This is a genomic window from Microbacterium sp. DT81.1 (assembly GCF_049844955.1).
In the GTDB taxonomy this organism is placed as follows: domain Bacteria; phylum Actinomycetota; class Actinomycetes; order Actinomycetales; family Microbacteriaceae; genus Microbacterium.
The window spans coordinates 1071480-1093934 of the sequence record NZ_JBNCMA010000001.1 but is presented as its reverse complement, the minus strand read 5'-3'; the positions used below and the strand labels follow the sequence as shown (position 1 = coordinate 1093934).

General features: G+C 69.4%; 21 protein-coding genes and 1 tRNA gene. 14 read left to right on the top strand and 8 right to left on the bottom strand.

The features are described from left to right. The 4 genes from ACLQ2Q_RS05155 to ACLQ2Q_RS05140 all read left to right on the top strand — a co-directional run. The coding region (locus ACLQ2Q_RS05155) for a heavy metal translocating P-type ATPase (protein ID WP_425818563.1) at positions 1–2001 on the top strand (2001 nt) is incomplete at its 5' end. A 62-nt stretch (positions 2002–2063) separates the two neighbouring features. After that, entirely contained in the window at positions 2064–2252 is a 189-nt protein-coding gene (locus ACLQ2Q_RS05150) for a YHS domain-containing protein (RefSeq protein ID WP_425818561.1), read from the top strand. Between the two features lie 824 nt (positions 2253–3076). Next, the gene (locus ACLQ2Q_RS05145; protein ID WP_425818559.1) at positions 3077–3208 is read left to right on the top strand and encodes a hypothetical protein; all 132 of its coding nucleotides are present in this window, start codon (positions 3077–3079) and stop codon (positions 3206–3208) included. Positions 3209–3356: 148 nt separating this feature from the next. After that, a tRNA-Ala gene (locus tag ACLQ2Q_RS05140) sits at positions 3357–3432 on the top strand. 58 nt (positions 3433–3490) lie between these two features. Here ACLQ2Q_RS05140 and ACLQ2Q_RS05135 read toward each other — a convergent pair. Together ACLQ2Q_RS05135 and ACLQ2Q_RS05130 are read right to left on the bottom strand one after the other, a co-directional pair. Next, a complete protein-coding gene (locus ACLQ2Q_RS05135) occupies positions 3491–3937 on the bottom strand; it encodes an SRPBCC family protein (protein WP_425818557.1) in 447 nt (148 codons plus the stop codon). Between the two features lie 84 nt (positions 3938–4021). Beyond that, on the bottom strand, positions 4022–4522 hold the full coding sequence (locus tag ACLQ2Q_RS05130; RefSeq protein WP_425818555.1) for a MarR family winged helix-turn-helix transcriptional regulator: 501 nt from the start codon (positions 4520–4522) through the stop codon (positions 4022–4024). A 73-nt stretch (positions 4523–4595) separates the two neighbouring features. Between ACLQ2Q_RS05130 and ACLQ2Q_RS05125 the strand changes: the two genes are divergently transcribed. Then, on the top strand, positions 4596–5570 hold the full coding sequence (locus tag ACLQ2Q_RS05125; protein WP_425818655.1) for a UbiA family prenyltransferase: 975 nt from the start codon (positions 4596–4598) through the stop codon (positions 5568–5570). Between the two features lie 34 nt (positions 5571–5604). Further along, positions 5605–7014, top strand: coding sequence for a phytoene desaturase family protein (locus ACLQ2Q_RS05120; protein WP_425818553.1), 1410 nt, complete (start codon positions 5605–5607; stop codon positions 7012–7014). Positions 7015–7071: 57 nt separating this feature from the next. Here the strand turns inward: ACLQ2Q_RS05120 and ACLQ2Q_RS05115 are convergent, their stop codons facing one another. Next, positions 7072–7941, bottom strand: coding sequence for a transposase (locus ACLQ2Q_RS05115; RefSeq protein WP_425818551.1), 870 nt, complete (start codon positions 7939–7941; stop codon positions 7072–7074). 28 nt (positions 7942–7969) lie between these two features. Here ACLQ2Q_RS05115 and ACLQ2Q_RS05110 point away from each other — a divergent pair, with 28 nt between their 5' ends. The 6 genes from ACLQ2Q_RS05110 to ACLQ2Q_RS05085 are packed head-to-tail and all read left to right on the top strand — an operon-like array spanning position 7970 to position 14140. Then, a complete protein-coding gene (locus ACLQ2Q_RS05110) occupies positions 7970–8416 on the top strand; it encodes a DUF2809 domain-containing protein (protein ID WP_425818549.1) in 447 nt (148 codons plus the stop codon). Beyond that, the gene (locus ACLQ2Q_RS05105) at positions 8413–8889 is read left to right on the top strand and encodes a VOC family protein (protein WP_425818547.1); all 477 of its coding nucleotides are present in this window, start codon (positions 8413–8415) and stop codon (positions 8887–8889) included. The genes ACLQ2Q_RS05110 and ACLQ2Q_RS05105 overlap by 4 nt, the downstream gene beginning before the upstream one ends. Before the next feature lie 5 nt (positions 8890–8894). Continuing rightward, positions 8895–10070 carry a PQQ-dependent sugar dehydrogenase gene (locus tag ACLQ2Q_RS05100; protein WP_425818545.1) on the top strand — a complete coding sequence of 392 codons (1176 nt, stop codon included), beginning with the start codon at positions 8895–8897 and terminating at the stop codon, positions 10068–10070. A 26-nt stretch (positions 10071–10096) separates the two neighbouring features. Next, positions 10097–11182, top strand: coding sequence for a zinc-binding metallopeptidase family protein (locus ACLQ2Q_RS05095; RefSeq protein ID WP_425818543.1), 1086 nt, complete (start codon positions 10097–10099; stop codon positions 11180–11182). Then, positions 11179–12858, top strand: a complete 1680-nt coding sequence (locus ACLQ2Q_RS05090) for an acyl-CoA dehydrogenase family protein (RefSeq protein ID WP_425818541.1) — start codon at positions 11179–11181, stop codon at positions 12856–12858. The genes ACLQ2Q_RS05095 and ACLQ2Q_RS05090 overlap by 4 nt, the downstream gene beginning before the upstream one ends. 49 nt (positions 12859–12907) lie before the next feature. Next, the gene (locus ACLQ2Q_RS05085) at positions 12908–14140 is read left to right on the top strand and encodes a glycoside hydrolase family 3 N-terminal domain-containing protein (RefSeq protein WP_425818539.1); all 1233 of its coding nucleotides are present in this window, start codon (positions 12908–12910) and stop codon (positions 14138–14140) included. Here the strand turns inward: ACLQ2Q_RS05085 and ACLQ2Q_RS05080 are convergent. The 5 genes from ACLQ2Q_RS05080 to ACLQ2Q_RS05060 all read right to left on the bottom strand — a co-directional run bounded on the left by ACLQ2Q_RS05080 (position 14134) and on the right by ACLQ2Q_RS05060 (position 18309). Then, positions 14134–14991, bottom strand: a complete 858-nt coding sequence (locus tag ACLQ2Q_RS05080) for a 3-methyladenine DNA glycosylase (RefSeq protein ID WP_425818653.1) — start codon at positions 14989–14991, stop codon at positions 14134–14136. The two genes, ACLQ2Q_RS05085 and ACLQ2Q_RS05080, sit on opposite strands and share 7 nt — an antisense overlap. 375 nt (positions 14992–15366) lie before the next feature. After that, a complete protein-coding gene (locus ACLQ2Q_RS05075) occupies positions 15367–16119 on the bottom strand; it encodes an SOS response-associated peptidase (protein WP_425818537.1) in 753 nt (250 codons plus the stop codon). Positions 16120–16176: 57 nt separating this feature from the next. Beyond that, positions 16177–16512 carry a DUF6504 family protein gene (locus tag ACLQ2Q_RS05070; protein ID WP_425818535.1) on the bottom strand — a complete coding sequence of 112 codons (336 nt, stop codon included), beginning with the start codon at positions 16510–16512 and terminating at the stop codon, positions 16177–16179. A 94-nt stretch (positions 16513–16606) separates the two neighbouring features. Then, complete coding sequence (locus tag ACLQ2Q_RS05065; protein ID WP_425818533.1) at positions 16607–17617, bottom strand: App1 family protein; 1011 nt, start codon at positions 17615–17617, stop codon at positions 16607–16609. Between the two features lie 5 nt (positions 17618–17622). Then, on the bottom strand, positions 17623–18309 hold the full coding sequence (locus ACLQ2Q_RS05060; RefSeq protein ID WP_425818531.1) for a DedA family protein: 687 nt from the start codon (positions 18307–18309) through the stop codon (positions 17623–17625). Between the two features lie 42 nt (positions 18310–18351). On the opposite strand from ACLQ2Q_RS05060, the gene ACLQ2Q_RS05055 reads away from it, so the two are divergent. Continuing rightward, on the top strand, positions 18352–19686 hold the full coding sequence (locus ACLQ2Q_RS05055) for an anthranilate synthase component I family protein (protein ID WP_425818529.1): 1335 nt from the start codon (positions 18352–18354) through the stop codon (positions 19684–19686). Between the two features lie 107 nt (positions 19687–19793). Beyond that, positions 19794–22385, top strand: coding sequence for a leucine--tRNA ligase (leuS, locus tag ACLQ2Q_RS05050; RefSeq protein ID WP_425818527.1), 2592 nt, complete (start codon positions 19794–19796; stop codon positions 22383–22385). The last annotated feature ends 70 nt before the right edge of the window (positions 22386–22455 follow it).

Below are 22455 nucleotides of genomic sequence, written 5' to 3'. Positions count from 1 at the left end.
CGCAACCGGTTCATCGTCGCCGCTGTCTTGTCGGTGCCGATCATCCTGTGGTCACCGATCGGCCGCGAAGTGCTCGGCTTCACCGTTCCGGCACCATTCGGGCTCCGCGACGATTGGTTCTCGCTGATCCTCTCCCTTCCAGTGATCTTCTACTCCGCCTGGATCTTCTTCGACGGCGCCTGGCGTGCCCTTCGGGCCCGGACCCTGGACATGATGGTGTTGGTCGCCGTCGGGGTCGGCACCGGCTGGCTCTACAGCGTCGTGGTCACCCTCACCGGGGGCGGGGAAGTGTTCTACGAGGCCGCCACGGTGCTGGCCAGCTTCGTGCTGCTCGGCCACTGGGTGGAGATGCGCGCCCGCGGCGGCGCGAACGACGCCATCCGCACCCTCCTCGAGCTCGCCCCGCCCCGCGCGGTCGTCCTCCGAAACGGGGAAGAACTCGAGGTGCCCACCTCCGATGTCATCCCCGGGGACCTCATGCTGGTCCGGCCCGGCGCGAAGATCCCCACAGACGGGACCGTGGAGGAGGGCGCGTCGGAGATCGACGAATCCATGGTCACCGGCGAAAGCCTCCCCGTCGTCAAGACCGCCGGATCGACGGTGATCGGCGCCACCGTCAACACCACCGGCACGCTGCGGGTGCGGGCCACCAAGGTCGGTGCCGACACCGCGCTGGCCCAGATCGTCGCTCTCGTTCAGGAGGCGCAAAACTCCAAAGCCCCCGGGCAGCGGCTCGCGGACCGCGCAGCCTTCTGGCTGGTGCTGGTCGCCCTGATTGGCGGCACTGTCACTTTCCTGGTCTGGTGGCTGATCGGCGCCCCGGTGCCCACCGCGATCCTGTTCGCCATCACCGTGGTGGTGATCACCTGCCCCGACGCGTTGGGCCTGGCAACCCCGACCGCAATCATGGTCGGCACCGGCCTCGGCGCCAAACGCGGCGTGCTGTTCAAGAACGCCGGCGCGCTGGAGTCCGCCGCGCACATCGACACGGTGGTCCTGGACAAGACCGGCACCCTCACCAAGGGCGAACCCGAAGTGACCGACTACATCCCCATCGGGATGAACGACATCGAACTGCTCTCCCTTGCCGCCGCTGCGGAGCGGGAGTCCGAGCACCCACTCGCCAAAGCCGTCGTCGCCTACGCCGACGCCCGCAACATCCCCCGCCGCACCGCCAGCTCATTCCGCAACGTCACCGGCCTCGGCGCCGTCGCAACAGTCGACGGCCACAGAGTGGTGATGGGCAACGCCCGACTGATGGCCGACGAAGGAATCGACATCAGCTCCATCGCCGCCGCACAGAACGAACTCGCCGCCACCGGACGCACCGCCATCGCATTCGCCGTCGACGGCAAAGCCGCCGGCGTGATCGCCCTCGCCGACGCGCCACGCGAGACCGCCGCAGCGGCGATCACCGCACTGCACGAATCCGGCATCGAGGTGGTGATGCTCACCGGCGACAACGCACCCACAGCCAAACGCATCGCCTCCCTGCTAGGAATCGACACCGTCATCGCCGAAGTGCTGCCGGAGGACAAGTCCGCCAAGATCGCCGAACTGCAACGCTCCGGCAAGAAGGTCGCCATGGTCGGCGACGGCGTCAACGACGCCCCCGCACTCGCACAAGCCGACCTCGGCATCGCGATCGGAGCCGGAACCGACGTCGCCATCGAAACCGCCGACGTCGTCCTGATGCGCTCCGACCCGCTCGACGTGGCAACCGCGCTACGCATCGGCAAAGGCACCGTCCGCAAAATGCGCCAGAACCTCGGATGGGCCATCGGCTACAACGCCGTCGCACTACCCATCGCCGCAGGCGTGTTCTACCCGTCCCTAGGCATCATGCTCACACCCGAGATCGCCGCAATCACCATGTCCGGCTCCAGCGTCATCGTCGCCGTCAACGCACTCATGCTGAAGCGACTCCGCCTCCCCGCCCCGACCGCCCCGACGGAAAAACATTCCGCTCCGTCTCCCGTGCCCAGCGGCGACCGAGCGTGACGTACGCCTAGCCCAAGCTCGTGGCCAGCACGGCCGTGACCTCGAACAAAAGGAGAACGCCCATGTCAGAAAACGCCACCCAAAGCGCGGCACTGGTGACCGACCCGGTCTGCGGCATGCAGATCGATCCCCAAACAGCCGTCACCACCCGCGAGCACGACGGAACCACCTTTTACTTCTGCTCACCCGGCTGCGCCGCCGCATTCGACGCCGACCCCCACCGCTACGGTCACCCCCACGCGGCACCGTGATCCCCCCACCGCCTGTGTCGCCCGTCCGCAAGCGGGTCGGTCACCGCGACGCTGGCTCGGCACGCCCCGAGTAGAGCTGCACCGCCTCTCTCGGACCCCCTCAGTTCCCGTAGCACCTGCCAGGTTTGAATTCGCATTTGGGTGCGTCAAACGCATCAGCATGCGCTAGCGACCAGACCCGCCCGGACGGCCGTCCAAGACGTCCGCCGGCCGCCGAAATGTCCATTTGGACAGCGCGTGGACAAGTGTCCTGCGAAATGGACAACTCCAAAAAAGACCTACACCCGGTGTGACTCGGAGACCTTCGGCGTGTTGTCGTATGTGAACGTCAGGTTGTCCACCGAGCTCTCGTAGGTCGGAAGCCAGGTCGTCGCAGTGCTCTTGCTGGCACTCTGATCGGTGTACAGACTCAGGTGTACTGGCCAGAACGATTGTTTGATCTCCAGAAAGCCCGCAATTGGCCCCAGTTGCCGCCGTCGGGAATGTGCGACTCAGGGTGTGGTGTGAGCGTCACGCGCCACAATCCGCGCAGGTCTGGTCTGCGAACCAGGCCCTGGACGCCGGTAGACGCCACGGCCAGAGGTCTCAGACGACTACCCCGACAACCGCCAGGGTCGGCAGAAAGGAAACGACGAAGCGCCGTGAGAGCACGACCGCGCGTCACCGGTGGGAGATTGATCGAAAGGGCCCGCTCACCGGGCGGTTCGTTGCCAGCGGCAGCAAATCTGCCCGCTGGACGATCCGATCCGAGCGCGTCGAGGAGGACGGCGATGAGCTCGCCGCGGAGGAGATTGGCACTGTCGCGGGAGTTGGGCGGATGACCTATGCGACGTCCCCACGACGGCCTTGAGGTCGTCGAGGTCGACCCCCGACGAGAACGCCCCGACCTGGCCGTCCCGGACGGGTGCGAGGCCAGCCCGCTCCCCGAACGCGGCGTCGAGGGAATCGAGTGGTAGTCACTTACTGGACGGTTCAGATACCTCGAGAGCCCTCGAGTACCATCCAGAACCCTCGAAGACCGATCGCGTATGCTGGTTCTCATCACCACTGGAGTGGAGCCGAAGGGCCAGATTCCGGGGGTTCTGGTACGAAGCGAGACCATCCGGGCCTGTGGCGCAGCTGGTAGCGCACCTGCATGGCATGCAGGGGGTCAGGGGTTCGAGTCCCCTCAGGTCCACCAGAATCCCGAGTGAAGCCGGAGTGCGCGCGCCATCTCGGTATGAGGGGTGAGAGCGCCACTACCCCAGGCTGGGTGGCACCTCGAGAATGAACTTGGCTCGTGCGAGCCCCGCGGTGAGGGTCGAGCGCACTTCGCCGGCGATGATCGGTTCGACAAGTCCCAGCATCCCGTGTGCCGCTCCCTCGATGGTGGCCGTCACCGAGCATCCGTCCGGGATCGCATCGAAAACGAGGAGCGATGCCATGGGCAGAATTCCAGCGGTACTGCGGATCGCCATGCGGGTGGGCGGGTCGAACTCCGTGATCCGCCAGTCGTAATCCACTTCGCGGCCCATGGCACGCATGCGGGTGTGGATGGTGCTGCCCACTGCGACCGGCCCCGCTGATGTGAGTCGCTCCGAGATCACCGCGGCGTCCCAACGGGGACGGTTGCGTCCATCGGCGAAGAACGCGAAGGCGTCCTCGGGGGATCGGGCGATGGAAACTCTTTCGGTGACGGCGAACACCGTTCCACCCTCTCGCACGGGGCGGCCGGTACGGGCCATCCTCGGGATATCGCTGGTGGATGTCGCTGATGCTGAGAGCGGCGCTCAGAGCGCCGCGATGTTCTTGGCGCTCTGGATCCGCGCGGTGTGCTCGGCGATAGCGCGCGCCACCGAGTCGAGGTGCTGCGTGAACTCTTCGATCTGGCGGTCGGTCAGATGTGACGTCGCTCCGCGCACCATGTCATCGAAGTCCGCGTGCATGCGTTGCATCGCCGCGTGGGCGCGCGGTGTGAGAGCCAGGACGACGCTGCGGCGATCGTCCGGATGCTCCGAGCGCTGCAGCAGGCCGGCCTCGACGAGATTGCGGGCGATCGGCGTGATCGCCGCCGTGGTGACATGCATGTGCGCCGCGAGCTGCTTCGGGGTGGCGCTGACGTGTTCGGCGATGTAGAACAGGGCGCGCAACGCCCCGGCCGATAGTCCTTCCTCCTCGGCGATTCGTTCGCGGTTGTGGTCGAGCGCGCGTGCGAAGCGCACTGCCGCCGCCGGGAATGCGGCCAGTCGATACGACCTGGCCTCCGCGACCGACTCCTCCTCATTGCTCATCCGATCATGGTAGCGACGGGGCCTCGTTGATCAGCTTTCTAATAAACTTTGTGAAACACCTACTTAGCCTCTTATCCGACCGACGTGCCCGAGGAGCACTGCCATCGAGGATCACACCACCCCCACGGAACATCCATCCGCTCGAAGCCCCGTCGCCGCTCGACCGGGGTCGAAGTCCGCAACGGGAGAGTCTGCGGCGTGGTCGAACGTCGCCCGTTTGATCCACATCTCGCGGCCCGTGCTGTGGATCAACACCATCGGCACCGGTGTCGTCGGCATGTGGCTGACAGGCCAGCTGTGGGACCCGCAGGCTCTTCCGATCCTCCTGTGGCTGACGCTGCCGTTCAATCTGCTGATCTACGGCGTCAACGACATCTTCGATCAGGACACCGATGCGCTGAACCCTCGGAAGGGTTCGATCGAGGGTGCGCGCATCGAGCCGGGGGAGGTGCGGCTGATCGCCTGTGCGGTCGCCGTGTCGAATCTCCCCTTCCTCGTCTACTTCGTCCTTGCTCTTCCGCCGCTCGCGGTCGCCCTGATCGTGCTCTACACGGGCGTGTTCGTGTTCTACTCCACACCGCCGGTGCGCTTCAAGGCACGCCCGTTCCTGGATTCCCTGAGCAACGCAGCCTACGGACTGCCTCTCTTGATCATGCCCGTCGCGCTCGGCGAACCGCCGGTGTGGCCCGCGGTGACCGGGCTGCTCGCCTGGAGCGTCGCCAAGCACGCCTTCGACGCGGTGCAGGACATCGAGGAAGATCGCGTGTCGGGGATCACGACGACGGCGGTCCGGCTCGGACCGCGCGGAACGGCCGTCTGGAGCGGGGCGTGGTGGCTCGCGTCCACGGCGCTCTTCGCCATCTTCAGTCTTCCCGTCGCCGCCGTGAACATCGCGATCGCCGGCATTCTGATCGTCCGGCTGATGCGGCGACCGACCCCCGCCACCGGGCGTCTTCTCTACCCTCTCTCCGTGGCGTTTCCGTACATCGCCGGTTCCTTCGCCAGCGGGCTTCTCCTCGCCGGCATCTTCCTCGGGACGTATCCGTGACGGGGCGGGCGGGCGGGACCCGTGGAGTGCCGTCGTGAGCCGGATCGTGGTCATCGGAGCGGGGCTGGGCGGGCTCGCGGCAGCCGCGCTGCTGGCTCGAGCGGGGCACCGGGTCACTCTGCTGGAGTCCGCACCGACGGTGGGCGGCAAGAGTCGGCGGATCGAGCTCGACGGCCAACGGATCGACACGGGCCCATCGCTCGTGACCTTCCCGGCCGTGTGGGACGAGCTGCGGCGCCGACTGGATGACGGACACCGTCCGATCGCGCCCGTCGGCGAGCTCGACCTGGTGCGACTGCCCGAGGTCGGCCGGTACTACTACGACGGCGAGATCGTCTCGCTCCCCGTGCCGCGGGACCACCCCTGGCATCCGGCGTGGCAGCGGTTCAGCGGTCTGCACGCACCCCTCGCCGACGACGTCACCGCGCTGCTGCTCGCCGATCCCCTCGACCGGGACTCGCTGCCCGCTCTGCGTCGCCTTGTCGCCGTCTACGGCACCCGGCTGACGACTCGCGCCTACCTCGACAGCCTCGAGTGGCTGCCGGACGGCCTGCGCGAGGTCATCGCCATCCACACGCTCAACGCCGGCGTCTCACCCGCGCGCACTCCGGCGCTCTACGCGAGCATGCCGGCGATCATGGCCGAGACCGGTGTCTGGGTGCCCCGCGGGGGCGTCTACGAGATCGCGCTCGCCCTGCAGCGACTGGCGGATGCCGCGGGCGTCGAGCTGCGTGCCGGGGAGGCCGTGACACGCCTCGAGCGCGGACGGGTCACGACCACCCTCGCCGCGTACCCCGCCGACCTCGTCGTCAGCGCGCTGGACGCCGACCGCCTGAACCAGCTGCTGCGCCCATCCGGTTCACAGACCTCCCGCACACTCTCCTGCTCCGCCATAGCGATCTACGGCGTGCTGCGAGAGCCGTTGCCCTCGAGCATCGCCGCGCACAGTGTGATCCTCCCGACCAAGCCGGCGGCGCTGCATCGCAGCCTCGCCGCGGGCGACGAGCCCGCAGACACGATGGCGTTCGTCAACCACTACCGCGCCGGTGAGGTCTATCCGAATGACCGGAGCACGCTCGGCATCCTGCTGACCGCCCCGGCGAACGGAGAGCATTACACGCTGGAGCACCCCTTCGTACGCCGCGAGGTCGAGCGCATCTCCACAACGATGGGCCTGAACGCTCCACTGACCGGTGACATGGTGCAGAACGTGGTGCTCGACCCGGCCTACTACGGCTCCTTCGGCGAACCGCATGGCGCCCTCTACGGCGCAGCCCGGCCGCTGTGGATGAGCGGGCCGCTGCATCGACCGGCGTACCGTGACGTGCGGACGCCGTGGCTCTGGCGGGTGGGGGCGTCCGTGCATCCGGGCGGGGGAATACCCGCGGTGCTCGGGGGAGCGATGATCGCCGTGTCGAAACTGCTCGCGAAGAATCCGGCCTGACTCACGACCGCATTCCGGCGCCTTCGAGCCTGACGTCGGCAACGCTGTCGTCCACCTTCACTTCACCTGCGACACCTCGGTGCGCGCATCGAGCGCCTTCTGGGCCGCGTGCTTGGTCGCCTCGGCGGCCTCCGCCGCGCGAGCGGCCGTCCGGCGTTCGTCCTCGAGCCGGTGCTCGTCGGACTGCGCCTCTTCCAGCTGCTTGAGCACTCGCGCGAGCTCCCGCTCGAGACCGTCCCTGGTCTCGCCCAGGGAATCCAGCCGCTCGCGTGTGCTGCGAAGCTGCGCATCCAGGCGCGTCACTTCGCGTGCGGTCTGGGTAAACGCCTGCTCCGCGTCGCGCAGCGCCTTCTCGGCGGTGCGACGCGCGCGGCGCTCCGCGAGATCGTCGCGGGACTCCTTCGGCCGCTCGACCAGGTGGGCGTCGCCGCCGGCCACGGCTCCTTCCAGATCGACCGCATCGAAGCCCACGGTGCGCAGCGCCCGCACGAGTCGGCCGGAGAGCAGGGCGGCCGCGGCCGCTTCATCCGTCATCGCCGCCTGCAGCGTCTGGGCAACCTCGTCGAGCGCCGCAGACGACACCGCCACGCCCTTCTGATGCGCGATCGCCGCACCTTCTCGCGCGAGCGCGGCGGTCAGCCGCCGGCGCGCCGTGGTCAGCTCCGACATGGCCGGCGCATCCAGTTCGTTCTGCGCATCCCGCATCTCGACGGCGAGCGCGAGCGCCCGCTCGATGTCGTCCTCGCGGTGCCGGACGAGCTGGCCAACCACCCAGGCCGGCACGGACGCGCGCTTCAGCGTGCTGATCGAGCGCGCGAGCGCGGGGTCGTCGGGTTTCACCTCGGCGACGCGCGCCGTGCGGGCGGCCGTGAATTCCCCCGGCGGCACCGCGTAGAGTTCACGAGCGATGTCTTCGAGACTCCCCATGAACCGATCTTGCCGGAGGGATGACCCGATGCCCAGCCCCCGGCGCCGACGGCTCGCCGCCGGTCTCTGCGCGGCAGCCGTCGTCTGCGGGGGCCTGTTCGTCCACCTTGCGCTGCCCGACGGCTTCGCCACGGATGCGACGGGAGACATCCTCTACGCGGTCTTCATCTACCTGCTCCTCGTGGTCGTCGCTCCCCGCCGGCCCGCGTCGATCGTCGCCGCGATCGCGTTCACATGGTGCACGGCCGTGGAGCTCTTTCAGCTCAGTGGACTTCCGGAGGCCTGGGGAGCGGCGTTCGCACCCGTCATGCTGGTGCTCGGCACCGTCTTTTCGCCCACCGACCTGCTGATGTACGCCATCGGCATTCTCATCGCCCTTGCGCTGGATGCAGCGGTCGCGGCCCTTGCGCGATCACGCCGCGAGCATGAGGCTGTAACGATCGTCGCGCCCGTCGACGCCGAGGAGCCGCCATGACCGCCGTGACCCCTTTCCTGTGGTTCGACAACACCGCGGAGGAGGCGATCACCTTCTACACCCGGCTGATCCCGAATTCGGAGATCGTCTCGATCGCGCACTACGCGGAGGAGCTGCCCGGCTTCGCCGGCAAGGTGATGCACGCGCACTTCCGTCTTGCGGGGCGCGACTACTACGCGTTCGACGCCGGTCCGCAGTTCCCCTTCACCGAGGCCGTGTCGCTGTTCGTCTCGTGCGCCGATCAGCAGGAGGTCGACCGGTACTGGGACGCCCTCACCGCGGACGGCGGCGAGGAGCAGCCGTGCGCGTGGCTCAAGGACCGCTGGGGTCTCTCGTGGCAGATCGTGCCCGATCGGCTGGTCGAGCTGATCCGCGACCCCGACCCGGACCGCTCCCACCGTGCCGTGCAGGCGATGCTGGGCATGAAGAAGATCGACATCGCCGCCCTCGAGGCCGCGGCGGCCGGGGTGTAGCCTTCGTGCCGGCGCGCGCTCGACGCGGGTTCCTGGCGCTCGCGGCGGCATCCGCCGTGGCCCTCTCGGCCTGCACGTCGGGCTCTCCGGGCGACGCGGTGCCGCCGTCGGCCTCGCCTTCATCGTCTGCTTCCCTGAGCGCCGTACCAGCCGACAGCCCGCGCCCGGAGCCGAGCATCGTGCGGGGCTGGTGGCATCCGACCGGGTCGCTCGAGACGCTTGCATCCGGGCTCGCCGTCCCGTGGTCGGTCGCCCCGCTGCCGGGGGGCGGGTCGCTGATCAGTCAGCGCGACGACGGACGGGTGCTCGAACTGACCGCTCAGGGGGCGCTGCGGGAGGCGGGGATCGTGCCGGACGTCGTTGCCGGCGGCGAAGCCGGGCTGCACGGCCTGGCCGTGTGGGAGGAGGGCGGCGACACGTGGCTCTACGCGTATCACGGCGCCGCGGCGGACAATCGCGTCGTACGGATGCGGATGTCGGGAGCCGACGGTGCCCACACCCTCGGTGCGCCGGAGGTCGTCTTCGAGGGAATCGCGCGCGCACGGAACCACAATGGCGGCCGCATCGCCTTCGGACCGGACGGCATGCTGTACGTGGCGACCGGGGATGCCGGCATACCGGATGCCGCTCAGGACCCCGACGCGCCGAACGGAAAGATCCTGCGGCTGACGCCCGAGGGGGAGGCGGCGCCGGGGAACCCGTTCGACTCAGCGGTGTGGTCGCTCGGTCACCGCAACGTGCAGGGGCTGGCGTGGACGAGCGATGGAACGATGTGGGCGAGCGAGTTCGGCCAGAACACGTGGGACGAACTGAACGTCATCGTGCCCGGTGGCAACTACGGGTGGCCCGTGGAAGAGGGCATCGCCGACCGCGACCGGTTCGTCGATCCCGTCCGGCAGTGGTCGACCGATGAGGCCAGCCCGAGCGGCATCGCGGCGGTGGGAGACACCGTCTTCGTCACGGGCCTTCGCGGGGAGCGTCTGTGGATCATCGACACGCAGGACGGCGCGGCCGTCGCCGATCCGGAGGCCATTCTGACGGGCGCCCAGGGTCGGCTCCGGGACGCGGTCGCCGCGCCGGACGGGTCGCTCTGGGTGCTGACGAACAACACCGATGGACGCGGGAGTCCGCGGCCCGAAGACGATCTGCTGCTGCGACTCGCCCTGACACCGGCATCCTGACCGCTCCTGCCGTTACGGTAAGGACTGTGAGCTCTGCACCGCGGTGTCCGCACTGTCGCCACTTCGTCTACCTCGACATGCTGACGTGTCCCAACTGCGAGGCCGAACTGGCGTACCACTTTGTGACCCGCCAGTTCGTGGGCGTGCGAGCGGGGCGCGCGATGATCGACGACGCCAACTGGTACACCTGCTCGAACCGCGCGTGGGAGTGCAACTGGCTCGTCCGCGAGGACGCTCCGGCCGGCAGGTGCTTCTCGTGCCGCCTCACGCGCACCTCGCCTCCCGCCAACGACACGATCGCCCTCGAGAAGCTGGCCAAGACCGAGAGATCCAAGCGTCGGCTGATCATCCAGCTGGTCGATCTCGGCCTCCCCATCCGTCCCTGGTACTTCGCGCCGGGCGGACTCGGCTTCGATCTCCTCTCGAGCCTCTCGTCCGGCAAGCGGGTGATGATCGGACACGCGAACGGGATCGTGACGATCGACCTGGCAGAGACCCTCGATGATCGCCGCGAGGCGCTGCGGGTCAAACTGGGAGAGCCCTATCGCACGATGCTCGGCCACCTTCGCCACGAGGTCGGCCACTACTACCAGAACGTGCTCGTGACCGACGACGCGACGTGGGCTCGTTGCCGGGAGATCTTCGGCGACGAGCGTGCGAGTTACAAGGACGCCCTGAAACGGCACTACTCCCAGGGCGCACCCGAGGGGTGGCACACGTCGTTCATCTCCGAGTACGCCACGATGCACCCCTGGGAGGACTTCGCCGAGACGTTCGCCCATTACTTGCACATCACCGGGACGCTCTCGACGGCGGCGGCCATAGGCATCCGTCTCGACGCGGCCGTGACCAACCTGCGGGACACGGATGTCGTGCCGCTCCTCTCCTACGGCGATCAGCCGATCCAGCAGCTGCTCGGCGACTGGGACTGGATGTCTCGGGCGTTCAACCGGATCAACCGTTCGATGGGATTCGGCGACCTGTATCCGTTCGAGATCTCCACGCCGGCCAAGCACAAGCTCGCGTTCATGCACGACCTGGTCACGCACGCGCCGCTCACGATCGACGAGCAGGTCGCGATCGCCCTCGTGGCGGAGGAAGAGCGCGCATGACGTCGTACTCACGCGGCCAGCGCGTGATCGGTCCGGCCACCCACTACGTCGAGAACCAGCCGCCGTTCCGCGTGGACGTCAATGAATTCACGCTCAACACCCCGCTCGTGGCCGCCGTCGACGCCTTCGGGGCAGGGTGGGCGACGGAGTCGCTGACCGAAGCGGGCGCGCACGTCGGCACGCTCGACTTCCAGCGCGATGCGCGCCTCGCCAACGTGCACACCCCTGTCGCCTATCCGCACGACCGCTGGGGCTTCCGCCTCGATGAGGTCGAGTACGACCCGTCGTACCACCGTGTGCTGGGCGCGGCGATCGCGCGCGGCGCGCACACGTCGGCGTGGGCGGAGCCGCGCGAAGGGGCCCACGCGGTTCGGGCGGCGATGTTCATGCTCTTCGCGCAGGTGGAGCCGGGTTCCGCGTGCCCGGTCTCGATGACGCACGCCGCGGTGGCCTCGCTGAGGGACACCCCGTGGATTGCGGATGCCTGGCTGCCGCGGATGTATTCGCGCGAGTACGAGCCCCGGCTTCTGGCGAACGAGGAGAAGGGCAGCGCGCTGATCGGCATGGCCATGACCGAGAAGCAGGGCGGGTCGGACGTGCGGGCGGGGACGACCCAGGGCGAGCACATGGGCGGCAACAGCTATCAGGTCACCGGGCACAAGTGGTTCTGCTCCGCCCCGATGTCCGACGGCTTCCTCGTGCTGGCGCACACACGGCGCGGCCCGGTCGACGAGGGGCTGACGTGCCTGTTCGTGCCCCGGATGCTGACCCGCGGCATGCGCAACGTCTTCCGCATCCAGCGGCTGAAGGACAAGCTCGGCAACCGCTCGAACGCGTCGGCAGAGATCGAGTTCGACGGAACCGTCGGAGTGCTCGTCGGCGAGCCCGGGCGCGGCGTGCGGGCGATCATCGACATGGTGCAGCGCACCCGCTTGGACTGCGTGCTCGGCACGGCGGCCGGCATGCGGCAGTCGGTGGCCGAGGCGGTGTGGCATGCCCGGGGCCGCTCGGCCTTCGGCGCGCTGCTCGTCGATCAGCCGGGGATGACCGCGGTGCTCGCCGATCTCGCGCTCGAGGCCGAAGCCGCGATGCTCACCGGCATGCGCCTGGCGCACGCGTTCGAGGCCGAGGCGTCCGACCGCGACGTCGCCTTCCGGCGCCTCGCGACCCCCGTGTCGAAGTACTGGGTCTGCAAACGGGGGCCGCAGCACGCGTACGAGGCGCTCGAGTGCCTCGGCGGCAACGGCTACACGGAGTCGTTCCCGCTGGCGCAGCGCTACCGGGAACAGCCCGTCATGGCCATCTGGGAGGGGTCGGGGAACGTCATAGCACTCGATGTGCTGCGAGCGATGACGCGCGAGCCCGACAGCGTCGAGGCCTTCGCCGACGAACTGGGGGAGACGCGCGGCGCCTCGCCGCTGCTGGACGCCCATGTCGAGCGTGCGCTTGCCCTGACCCGCTCGCTGGCCGGCGCGGAGCCGGTCGCAGCGCAGTCGCAGGCACGGCGCCTCACCGAGGGGCTGGCGCTGGCGCTGCAGTCATCGCTCATGCTCCGCCACGCGCCATCGGTGGACGCCGAGGCGTTCCTCGCGGCGCGGCTCGGCCCCGATCGTGGGGCGCAGTACGGCGTGCTGCCCGGGGGGACGGATGCCGCCGCCATCGTGGCGCGGCACTGAGCCACGGCGGCTCGACCCCCGCTCAGGGAGCCGGACGTAGGCTGGGCGCATGCTCGCGCGCCCGCGGTTCCGCGCCGCGATCCTCCGGCTCGGCGGCCTGGCGATCGGGGTCGGACTGCTGGCGGCCGCCATCACACCCGCGGCAGCCGGAACCTCTCCCGCGCCGACGGACGATCCGGAGCCGGAGCACTCCGGTGTACGGGTCGAGGCGGCATCCGCCGGGGAAACTGCGGGCGCGGCATCCGCGCGCGTCGCGCAGATGTCGACTCGCGAACGCGCCGCGAGCGTCGTCATGGGGCACGTCCCGACGACGGATGCCGGCGCCCTCCGCGCGTACATGCAGACGGCCGGAATCGGCGGGTTCATCCTGATGGGCGCCAACATCCCGGGCTCGGAGGCGGAACTGCGCGGCGTCACGACGGCGCTCACGATCGACCCCGCACTGCCCCCGCTCATCGCCATCGACCAGGAGGGCGGCGATGTCAGCCGGCTGCCGTGGGACGAGTTCCCGTCCTCGCTCGAACTCAAGAGCGCTCCGCCCGAGACGGCGGCCGCGGCCTTCGCCGGGCGCGGCGCGCTCGTGGACAGGGCAGGCATCGGGATGAACTTCGGGGTCGTCGCCGACTTCACCGACGACCCGGGTTCATTCATCTACCGCCGGTCCCTCGGCACGAATGCGGCGGATTCATCGGCTCGCGTCGGCGCCGCCGTGACCGGCGAAGCGCCGTTCGCGGCATCCACCCTCAAGCACTTCCCCGGGCACGGCGCGGCCCCCGGCGACTCGCACGCAGGAATCCCGTCGACCGGCATGCCGCTGGAGCAGTGGCAGGCGTCCGAGGCGCTGCCCTTCGCGGCCGGCATCGACGCCGGTGCACCGGCGCTGATGTTCGGGCATCTCGCGTACACGGCCGTGGATGCCGCGCCGGCGACGCTCTCGCCGGAGTGGCACCGGATCGCGCGTGAAGATCTCGGGTTCACCGGGCTGGCGGTGACCGACGACCTGGGGATGCTGCAGTCCTCCGGCATCCCGGCGTATCAGGACCCGGTCGCGAATGCGGTGACCGCGATCGCCGCCGGAAACGACATGGTGCTGGCCGTGGTGCTCTCGACTCCCGACACGGCACCGCGCATGGTCGAGGGCATCGTCGCCGCGATCGAGAACGGCGCGCTGCCCGCGCAGCGGCTGCAGGAGGCCGCCACACGCGTGACCGAGCTCCGGCTGAACGTCGGGGCGGAGAGCGGCCGATTCGTTCCGTGCCCGGCGTGCGCGCCGGCTCAGTGAGCGGTCGGCCGCCAGGCCGTCAGGATTCGCGATCGCAGCGCGTTGGAGCGCTCCGCGAAGGCGCGCTGGCGGCGCACGTACTCCGCCTTGCCCTCGGCCGTCTCGATCCGCACCGGCTCGCCGCCCCACGGCGTCATGTCATAGGGCGAGGCCTGCATGTCGAGCAGTCGGATGTCACGGGCGAGCTCGAACGCGTCGAGCAGGACCTCGCCCGACACCAGGGGGCCGAGCTTGACCGCCCACTTGTAGACGTCCATGCCGGCGTGCAGGCAGCCGGGCTGCTCCATCGCCGGCTGCGCCTCCCGCGACGGCCGGTCGCGGTTGCGCGGCACCGCTTCTGGGGTGAAGAAGCGGAAGGCGTCGAAGTGCGTGCAGCGCAGCTCATGCCCCTCGACGACCGCGTCGGTCGCGTCCTGGCCGAGTCGAAGCGGCACAGGATGCCGGTGCTCGCCCTGCCGGTAGACCATGGCCCATTCGTGCAGTCCGAAGCAGCCGTACGCGCCAGGGCGCGCGGCCGTCTGCCGGAGGATGCGTTCGATCAGCGCCAGCGAAGCACCCTTCTCGCGCTCGAACGACGCGGAGTCCACGATCACGCTGCCGGCAGCGGTTCCCGGCGCGTACCAGCGCCACTGCGCGCGCGGCTCGGCGGACGCGTCCTCGAGCTGCACGTGGGCACCGGGATGCCACCGCCGCAGCATCGCGGGCTTGTAGGAGTAGTACGTGAACAGGAAGTCCCAGATCGGGTGCTTCTCGCCCCGCGATGAGCGTGCCCGATGGTCCGCGGTGAGGGCGTCGGCCCGGTGGCGGTGCGCGGTTTCGCGGGCACGCCACTCGGCGCCCGGAAGGGACACGGTCTCTGGAAGGGACACGGTCTCTGGAAGGGACACGGTCTCCGGAAGGGACACGACGTTCGCGGGGGAGAGGACGGACGAGCTCACCTCTCGAGGATAGGCGTCAGGAACACGGTGCTCCGGACGTGGTGCCACGGTGCTCCGGACGTGATGCCACGGTGCTCCGGACGTGATGCGAGGGGCGCGGATCATGTTGAGTCACGCGCCGGCTTGCACCAAGGGCTCTCAAAGGCGGTCGACCGGCACCGCAAATCGCTTCCGCACCCGTGGTTGCTTCGCGCCGTCTCAGACGCGAAGACGATGGGATCTGTATCAGCCGGCGAGGAGGTTCCTCGCCGGACCTGCGAAGCGGACGGCTGGGAGGTACGGGCTCAGTCAGACGAGCCAGACCGGCTCAACGGACTGTACCGGCTCAACCGACTCGACCGGCTCGATGAGCTCCGGACCGTTGTTGCGCACGTTGCCGACGGCGTTGGACACGACGCGATCGTCCAGGGTCTCCGCCACCTCGGGCGCGGCGTCGATGACGGCGTCCAGCACGTCGCCCACGTTCTCGGTCGTCGGATCCAGCCACGCCTCAGCGCGGGCCTCGTCCACGAAGACCGGCATGCGGTCATGGATGGAGCCGAGCCGGCCGGTCGCGCTCCGGGTGAGGATTGCGAAGCTGAGCAGCCAGCGCGCCGGGTCGTCTTCTGCGAGCTGCGGGTTCCTCCACCACTCGTACAGCCCTGCCATGAGCAACGTCGGCCCGTCCGCGGGGTGGATGAAGTGAGGGGTCTTGGTGCCACCCTCGGTCTGCCACTCGTAGTAACCGGATGCCGGCACCACGGCGCGTCGCTTCTCCAGCGCGTCCCTGAACAGGCTCTTGGTCTCGAGCTCCTCGGCCCGGGCGTTGAACGCCTTGACACCGACCGACGGGTCCTCGGCCAACGCCGGGACGAGACCCCACCGCGCCGCCTCGAGCCGCCGGGTCGGCGGATCCGTCTTCACGGAGTCGAGCGCGATGGTCACCCGATCAGTGGGGCAGACGTTGTAGCTCTCCGGGGGCAGGTCCTCGCCGATGGTGTCGACATCCAAGAAGGTGACCAGATCGGATGCCGCTCTCGCGACGACGAAGCGTCCACACATGCGGCCCAGCCTACGTGGCGACGCCGACACGCGACCGTGCGGACGACCTGCCCGCCGCTATGCGAACAGCTGCGCCTCGAGCCTCTCGTGGCTCGCCGCCATCAGCACCCACCCGCGGTCCGGCATGAACGCGATGTCATACGTCCCGTCCAGCGGTTCCGACCCGTCGGCGCCACCGCCCGTAAGCGAGACAGCATCCACCCGCCACTCATACGCCTCGAGAAGCATCAGCGCTCGCCCCCGCGGAGCGCGCCCGGACTCCCGCCACCACGGACGTCGCCCCACCCACGGCTCGGGAATGCTCGTGACCCCGTGGGTCACGCCGCGCCACTCGAACCGCAGGGGCGCGCCCGCGGCATCCGCCACCACATCGATCGTCTCCTCGACCTGCATCCCGCTGACCCCCGATATCGAAGATGAATTCGAGGAAAGCGTATGGCGGGACGCCGACATCGAGGCGCCCCACCGCGCGGCGCGGCCGACGGACCTAGTTCGCGAGCCCGACCTCTTCGAGCCGCTCCAGCAGGCCCGCTCCGTCGGATGCAGTCACCCACGTCACGTCGGTCTCGAGGTGATCGTCGGCGACGTTGCGGCCACCCGCCAGCACGGCCTCGGTGGGGGAGAGGCGGCGGATCGCGACGCCGACCACGGAATCGGGGAACTCCTTCGCGAACTGGGTGTAGATCTGCTCGTCCTTCTGCCCGTCGTCGCCGATGAGCAGCCACCGCACCCGGGGGAACTCCTGGGCGAGACGCCGGAGGTTGCTCAGCTTGTGCTCCATGCCGCTGCGGAACCACCGGTCGTGCGTCGGGCCCCAGTCCGTGAGAAGGATCGAGCCGGGCGGGAACAGGTGCCGGGAGAGGAATCTCGTGAGCGTCGGGGCGATGTTCCAGGCCCCGGTGGAGAGGTAGACCATCGGCGCACCGTCGTGCGTTCGCACCAGCCGTTCGAGCAGCACCGCCATCCCCGGCACGGGAAGCCGCGCGTGCTCGTCCACCACGAACGAGTTCCAGGCGGCGATGAAGGGCCTGGGCAGCGCCGTGACCATCACCGTGTCATCCACGTCGGAGATGACTCCGAATGTGACGTCGGGGCCGACGACGAACACGCGCGCCTCGACGGGCTCGCCGCCCTCGACCGAGAGCGTCAGTGTCTGCCATCCCGGCTCGAGATGCGCCTCGATGCGGGTGTCGAGCACGCCACCGCGGTCGGCGACGATCTCGAACCGCTGACCGCCGACGCTGATCGAGACCTGCGCGAATGCGACCGGGATCCCGATGAAGCTGCGCCAGCCCCGCACGCTCGCGTACTCACCCGTCTCGGTCTTCTTGGGCGGCCGCACGATCAGGGCACGACCGACGACGCGCACCCAGCCAGGGCCGCCGTAGCCGGGGAACGGGGCGATGGTCGCGGTCATGCCTCGTCGGCGCGCTCGGCGCTCCCGCCATGCGTGATAGCGGTGCTCGAGCCGGGCGAACCAGTGGATCTTGGGAGACATTCCCCCTAGTCTTCCACGCCGTTTCCCGGGGTCGTGGCGCTTGATTCGTCGACGTCATCGTGCATATGGCGGCGCTCCAGCCGCTCGATGAGCTTCTTGCCGAGGAACGCGACGGCGAGGAAGAGCACGATCATCCCGACGAAGAGATACCCGGCGAAGTGCACCGTATCGGCGAGCTCCCTGTACGTGCCGGCCGCGAGGGCCGACACGGAGATGTAGATGGTCGCCCACAGCACGCACGCCGGAGCGGTCCAGGCGAGGAACCGCCGGTACGGGAACCCGCTCATGCCCACCGTGAGCGGGACGAGGGAATGCAGCACGGGCAGGAACCGGGAGATGAAGATCGCGGGGCCGCCCCGGCGGCGCAGATAGCGCTCGGATCGTTCCCAGTTCTCCTGCCCGATCCTGCGGCCCACCCACGAGTGGTGGATCTTCGGCCCCAGCCATCGTCCGAGCCAGAAGCCGATGCTCTCGCCGATCAGCGCGCCGATCACGACGGCGACTCCGAGAAGCACCGCCTCGAGGGGAGAGGAGACCGCGGTGGCTGCCACGATCACGACGGTGTCACCCGGCACGACGAGCCCGATCAGCACACTCGTCTCGAGGAGGATCGCGAGCCCCGCGAGCAGAGTCCGCACCACGGGGTCGACGCTCTGCACGACATCGAGCAGCCACGTGAGGAACTCGTTCACACAACGAGCCTACGGCGAGGTGCTCCCCATAGCCTGGGGAGCATGTCCGCAGATCTCGCCGCCCTCGCCCTGGACGGCTGGACCGACCCCGAGCGCCTCTTCGCGGCACACGAGGCGACGCTCGACGGGGCGTTCTGGCTGGATGCCGGCCGAGAGGCCGACACGGGCTGGAGCTACCTCGGCCGCGGCGAGCGGGAGACGGATGCCGGGGCGGTGCGCTCGGTGCGGTGCGACACCACGCCGGCGGGCGAGTGGCCCGCCGGTCCCTTCCACGGCGGCTGGGTCGGGTGGCTGGGATACGAGCGTGGGGCCGCCATCGCCGGGGCGCCGATCGCCGAGCCCGACGAGGGCATCCCGGAGGAGGTCTGGCTCCGCGCCGAGCGATTCGCCGCCTTCGACCACGCGCGACGGGAGATCTGGGCCGTCGCGCCGGGCGTCGAGGCGGAGGAGTGGGCGGCCGAACTCGCCGCGCGGGTCGCCGCCGCGACCGACCCGGTGCCCGACACGACGCTTCCCGCCGCGGCATCCGCAACCGTCGCCGGCCGTCACGATCCCGAGACCTACGCCACTCTCATCGAGCGCTGCCGTGACGCCATCCGCGAGGGGGACGCGTATCAGCTGTGCCTCACGACGCGGTTCGAGCTGACGGCATCCGCGGATCACCCGCTCGATCCGGCGGCCGCCTACCGGCGCCTGCGCGCATCGAGCCCCGCCCACCACGGCGGCTACATCCGGGGCGGCGACGTCGCCCTCCTGAGCGCCAGTCCGGAGCAGTTCCTCACCGTCGCCGGGGGAGTCGTGCGCACCCGGCCGATCAAGGGGACGCGTCCGCGGGGGGCGGATGCCGCGGCCGACGCCGCCCTTGCGGCGGAGCTGCGCGCCGACCGGAAGGAGCGCGCCGAGAACGTGATGATCGTCGACCTGATGCGCAACGACCTGTCGCGGGTGAGCGACCCCGGTTCGATCCGGGTCGAGGGGCTGCTGGAGGTCGAATCGTATGCGGCGGTGCATCAGCTGGTCAGCACCGTGTCCGGCCGCCTCCGGCCCGGCTCGACCGTCGACGACCTCCTCGTCGCCTGCTTCCCCGCCGGCAGCATGACGGGGGCCCCCAAGCTGTCGGCCATGACGATCCTGCACCGCCTCGAGGGCGGGCCTCGTGGCATCTTCGCCGGATGCTTCGGGTACGTCGGCCGCGATGGGTCCGCCGATCTGGCGATGATCATCCGGAGCATCGTGACGCACCCCGGCGGTGCATACGTCGGAGCCGGCGGAGGCATCACGTGGCTCTCGGATGCCGCGGCGGAGGTCGCGGAGGTCGGGATCAAGGCGCGCGCGCCCCTCGCCGCGCTGGGAGCGCCGCTTCCACCGGGCTGGTGAGCGCCGACGGGCGCGAACCGCGGCCCGCCGGGGGCAGGTCCTGTCCGGGGTAATCTGGAAAGAGCGCCTTCGCGCACCCCCGACATACGCACGATTGGTCCCACTCCGTGTCATACAGCCCTGCCTCCGAGTCCGCCCCGCCCCAGGAAGGCGGCGGATACGACGCGCGCGCGATCCAGGAGAAGTGGCAGGCGCGCTGGGCCGAGGCCGACCCGTTCCGTGCGGGCGGGTCCGAAGACGCCCGTCCGCGCAAGTACGTGCTCGGCATGTTCCCCTACCCGTCGGGCGACCTGCACATGGGTCACGCCGAGAGCTACGCCTACGTCGACGTCGTGGCGCGCTTCTGGCGCCACCGCGGCTACAACGTCCTGAATCCGATCGGGTGGGACTCGTTCGGCCTGCCGGCCGAGAACGCCGCGATCCAGCGCGGTGCCGATCCCCGCGAGTGGACGTACGCCAACATCGCGCAGCACAAGAAGAGCTTCCGCGAGTACGGCTCGTCATACGACTGGTCGCGCATCCTGCACACGAGCGACCCGGAGTACTACCGCTGGAACCAGTGGCTGTTTCTGAGGCTCTACGAGCGCGGCCTGGCGTACCGCAAGGACAGCCCGGTGAATTGGTGCCCGAACGACCAGACGGTCCTCGCGAACGAGCAGGTCGTCGACGGGCACTGCGAGCGCTGCGGCGCCGAGGTGATCAAGAAGAAGCTGACGCAGTGGTACTTCAAGATCACCGACTACGCCGACCGTCTGCTGGATGACCTGAACCAGCTGGAGGGCTTCTGGCCGCAGAAGGTCATCCAGATGCAGCGCAACTGGATCGGCCGGTCCATCGGCGCGGACATCCACTTCGAGATCGAGGGCCACCCCGAGAAGGTCACCGTCTTCTCCACACGTCCCGACACTCTCTACGGGGCCACGTTCTTCGTCGTCGCGCCCGACTCGGACCTGGCCGCGGAACTCGTCGCCGGCGCATCCCCAGAGGTGCGGATGCGCTTCCAGGATTACCTGAGCCGCGTTCAGAAGACCACCGACATCGACCGCCAGAGCACGGATCGCCCGAAGACCGGCGTCTTCCTCGAGCGCTACGCCGTCAACCCGGTGAACGGTGTCCGCCTGCCGATCTGGGCGGCCGACTACGTGCTGGCCGACTACGGCCACGGCGCGGTGATGGCGGTGCCGGCGCACGACCAGCGCGACCTCGACTTCGCGCGCGCCTTCGACCTGCCGGTGACCGTCGTCGTGGACACGACGGCGCCCGTGACCGGCGCGATCCCGGTGATCGAGGTCGACGAGCACGGCGTGCCGATCGATCCGGATGGTGGCGCGTTCGAGTCGATCGACCCGGCGCGCACCGGCATAGCGCTGACCGGCGACGGCCGCATGATCAACTCCGGTCCGCTCGATGGCCTGTCCAAGCGCAACGCGATCGCGAGGGTGATCGAACAGCTCACGGCCGCCGGCACCGGCCGGGCCGCCAAGACCTTCCGCCTGCGGGACTGGCTGATCTCGCGTCAGCGCTTCTGGGGCACGCCGATCCCCATGATCCACACGGAGGATGGGCGCATCCTGCCCGTGCCCGAAGACCAGCTGCCGGTGACGCTGCCCGACGCGGAGGGTCTCGACCTCAAGCCCAAGGGAACCTCGCCTCTGGGAGCGGCCGCGGAGTGGATGAACGTCACCGATCCCGAGACCGGCGCGCCGGCACGCCGAGACCCGGACACGATGGACACGTTCGTCGACAGCTCGTGGTACTTCCTGCGTTTCCTGGGCGCCGGCGATACGACGCAGGCGTTCTCCTCCCGTGAGGCCGACCGGTGGGCTCCCGTCGACTCGTACATCGGTGGGGTCGAGCACGCGATCCTGCACCTGCTCTACGCCCGGTTCATCACCAAGGTGCTCTACGACATGGGGCTCATCGACTTCACCGAGCCCTTCTCGACGCTGATCAACCAGGGCATGGTGCTGCTCGGCGGGTCGAAGATGTCCAAGAGCAAGGGCAACCTCGTCGAGTTCGCCTCGAGCATGGTCAACCCGGGTGCCGACACGGTGCGCGTCGCGATCGCCTTCGCAGGCCCCGTCGAGGACGACATCAACTGGGAGGATGTCTCCACCACGGGCGCCCACAAGTTCCTCGCGCGCGCGTGGCGGGTGGCGAAGGACGTCTCGAGCGATCCCTCGGTCAAGTGGGCGGACGGCGATCCCGCGCTCCGGCGGGTGACGCACCGCCTGCTCGCCGACGCCCCCGGGCTCATCGAGCAGACCAAGTTCAACGTCGTCGTCGCCCGGCTCATGGAACTCATCAACGCGACCCGTAAAGCCATCGACAGCGGCCCCGGGCCCGCGGATCCCGCCGTGCGCGAGGCCGCCGAGGTCACCGCGATGATCCTCGATCTCTTCGCGCCGCACATGGCCGAGGAGATGTGGGAGATGCTCGGCTACCCGCCGTTCGTCGGTCTCGTCCCCTGGCGCCAGCCCGATCCCACCCTCCTGGTGGAGGAGACCGTGACGGCCGTCGTGCAGGTGGACGGCAAGGTCCGCGCGACGCTCGAGGTGTCGGCGCGCGTGGACGGCGCGAAACTCGAGGCGCTCGCCCGCGCGGACGAACGCGTCCTCCGCTCGGTGGGCGATCGGGAGATCGTGCGCGCCGTGGTGCGGCCCCCCAAAGTCGTCAGCTTCACGACGAAGCCGGCGTAGCCTCCTCCCCAGCCCTGCGGCGACCGACCGAGTCCACGGACGCGTCGATCGGCGCCGGGGGAGACGCGCC